Here is a 3,006-nt window from a genome sequence, read left to right as displayed (position 1 = left end):
GTGTGTTCGAGTCTCTCAAATTTTCGCAATTTGATGATGAATCGAAAGAAACATCTTCGGGTTGTGAGGTTAAGCGACTAAGCGTACACGGTGGATGCCCTGGCAGTCAGAGGCGATGAAGGACGTGCTAATCTGCGAAAAGCGCCGGCGAGGTGATATGAACCTTTGACCCGGCGATGTCCGAATGGGGAAACCCAGTGTGTTTCGACACACTATCGTTAACTGAATACATAGGTTAACGAGGCGAACCGGGGGAACTGAAACATCTAAGTACCCCGAGGAAAAGAAATCAACCGAGATTCCCCCAGTAGCGGCGAGCGAACGGGGAGCAGCCCAGAGTCTGAATCAGCTTGTGTGTTAGTGGAACGGTCTGGAAAGTCCGGCGATACAGGGTGATAGCCCCGTACACGAAAGCACACTTGCTGTGAACTCGAAGAGTAGGGCGGGACACGTGGTATCCTGTCTGAATATGGGGGGACCATCCTCCAAGGCTAAATACTCCTGACTGACCGATAGTGAACCAGTACCGTGAGGGAAAGGCGAAAAGAACCCCGGCGAGGGGAGTGAAAAAGAACCTGAAACCGTGTACGTACAAGCAGTGGGAGCCTCTTTATGGGGTGACTGCGTACCTTTTGTATAATGGGTCAGCGACTTATATTCTGTAGCAAGGTTAACCGTATAGGGGAGCCGAAGGGAAACCGAGTCTTAACTGGGCGTTAAGTTGCAGGGTATAGACCCGAAACCCGGTGATCTAGCCATGGGCAGGTTGAAGGTTGGGTAACACTAACTGGAGGACCGAACCGACTAATGTTGAAAAATTAGCGGATGACTTGTGGCTGGGGGTGAAAGGCCAATCAAACCGGGAGATAGCTGGTTCTCCCCGAAAGCTATTTAGGTAGCGCCTCGTGAACTCATCTTCGGGGGTAGAGCACTGTTTCGGCTAGGGGGCCATCCCGGCTTACCAACCCGATGCAAACTACGAATACCGAAGAATGTTATCACGGGAGACACACGGCGGGTGCTAACGTCCGTCGTGAAGAGGGAAACAACCCAGACCGCCAGCTAAGGTCCCAAAGTCATGGTTAAGTGGGAAACGATGTGGGAAGGCACAGACAGCCAGGATGTTGGCTTAGAAGCAGCCATCATTTAAAGAAAGCGTAATAGCTCACTGGTCGAGTCGGCCTGCGCGGAAGATGTAACGGGGCTAAACCATGCACCGAAGCTGCGGCAGCGACGCGTATGCGTTGTTGGGTAGGGGAGCGTTCTGTAAGCCGTTGAAGGTGTCCTGTGAGGGGTGCTGGAGGTATCAGAAGTGCGAATGCTGACATAAGTAACGATAAAGCGGGTGAAAAGCCCGCTCGCCGGAAGACCAAGGGTTCCTGTCCAACGTTAATCGGGGCAGGGTGAGTCGACCCCTAAGGCGAGGCCGAAAGGCGTAGTCGATGGGAAACAGGTTAATATTCCTGTACTTGGTGTTACTGCGAAGGGGGGACGGAGAAGGCTATGTTAGCCGGGCGACGGTTGTCCCGGTTTAAGCATGTAGGCGGAGGTTCCAGGTAAATCCGGTACCTTTTTAACGCTGAGGTGTGATGACGAGGCACTACGGTGCTGAAGTAACAAATGCCCTGCTTCCAGGAAAAGCCTCTAAGCATCAGGTAACATCAAATCGTACCCCAAACCGACACAGGTGGTCAGGTAGAGAATACCAAGGCGCTTGAGAGAACTCGGGTGAAGGAACTAGGCAAAATGGTGCCGTAACTTCGGGAGAAGGCACGCTGATATGTAGGTGAAGCCCCTGCGGGTGGAGCTGAAATCAGTCGAAGATACCAGCTGGCTGCAACTGTTTATTAAAAACACAGCACTGTGCAAACACGAAAGTGGACGTATACGGTGTGACGCCTGCCCGGTGCCGGAAGGTTAATTGATGGGGTTAGCGGTAACGCGAAGCTCTTGATCGAAGCCCCGGTAAACGGCGGCCGTAACTATAACGGTCCTAAGGTAGCGAAATTCCTTGTCGGGTAAGTTCCGACCTGCACGAATGGCGTAATGATGGCCAGGCTGTCTCCACCCGAGACTCAGTGAAATTGAACTCGCTGTGAAGATGCAGTGTACCCGCGGCAAGACGGAAAGACCCCGTGAACCTTTACTATAGCTTGACACTGAACACTGGTCCTTGATGTGTAGGATAGGTGGGAGGCTTTGAAGCGTGGACGCCAGTCTGCGTGGAGCCAACCTTGAAATACCACCCTTTAATGGCTGGTGTTCTAACGTAGACCCGTAATCCGGGTTGCGGACAGTGTCTGGTGGGTAGTTTGACTGGGGCGGTCTCCTCCCAAAGAGTAACGGAGGAGCACGAAGGTTAGCTAATCCTGGTCGGACATCAGGAGGTTAGTGCAATGGCATAAGCTAGCTTGACTGCGAGAGTGACGGCTCGAGCAGGTGCGAAAGCAGGTCATAGTGATCCGGTGGTTCTGAATGGAAGGGCCATCGCTCAACGGATAAAAGGTACTCCGGGGATAACAGGCTGATACCGCCCAAGAGTTCATATCGACGGCGGTGTTTGGCACCTCGATGTCGGCTCATCACATCCTGGGGCTGAAGTAGGTCCCAAGGGTATGGCTGTTCGCCATTTAAAGTGGTACGCGAGCTGGGTTTAGAACGTCGTGAGACAGTTCGGTCCCTATCTGCCGTGGGCGCTGGAGAATTGAGGGGGGCTGCTCCTAGTACGAGAGGACCGGAGTGGACGCATCACTGGTGTTCGGGTTGTCATGCCAATGGCACTGCCCGGTAGCTAAATGCGGAAAAGATAAGTGCTGAAAGCATCTAAGCACGAAACTTGCCCCGAGATGAGTTCTCCCTGAGACTTTAAGTCTCCTGAAGGAACGTTGAAGACTACGACGTTGATAGGTCGGGTGTGTAAGCGCAGCGATGCGTTGAGCTAACCGATACTAATGAACCGTGAGGCTTAACCTTACAACGCCGAAGATGTTTTGGCGAAGAGACGAC

General features: G+C 52.9%; 1 rRNA gene. It reads left to right on the top strand.

From position 1 onward, the window contains the following. Positions 1 to 67 precede the first annotated feature (67 nt). Positions 68 to 2,973: ribosomal RNA gene (locus tag FU672_RS24690) — 23S ribosomal RNA — on the top strand. Positions 2,974 to 3,006: the final 33 nt, after the last annotated feature.

This window comes from Enterobacter asburiae, assembly GCF_008080435.1.
Lineage (GTDB): Bacteria > Pseudomonadota > Gammaproteobacteria > Enterobacterales > Enterobacteriaceae > Enterobacter > Enterobacter asburiae_C.
Note: the sequence above shows the minus strand (reverse complement) of the source record. Positions and strands in the feature narration are given on the sequence as shown.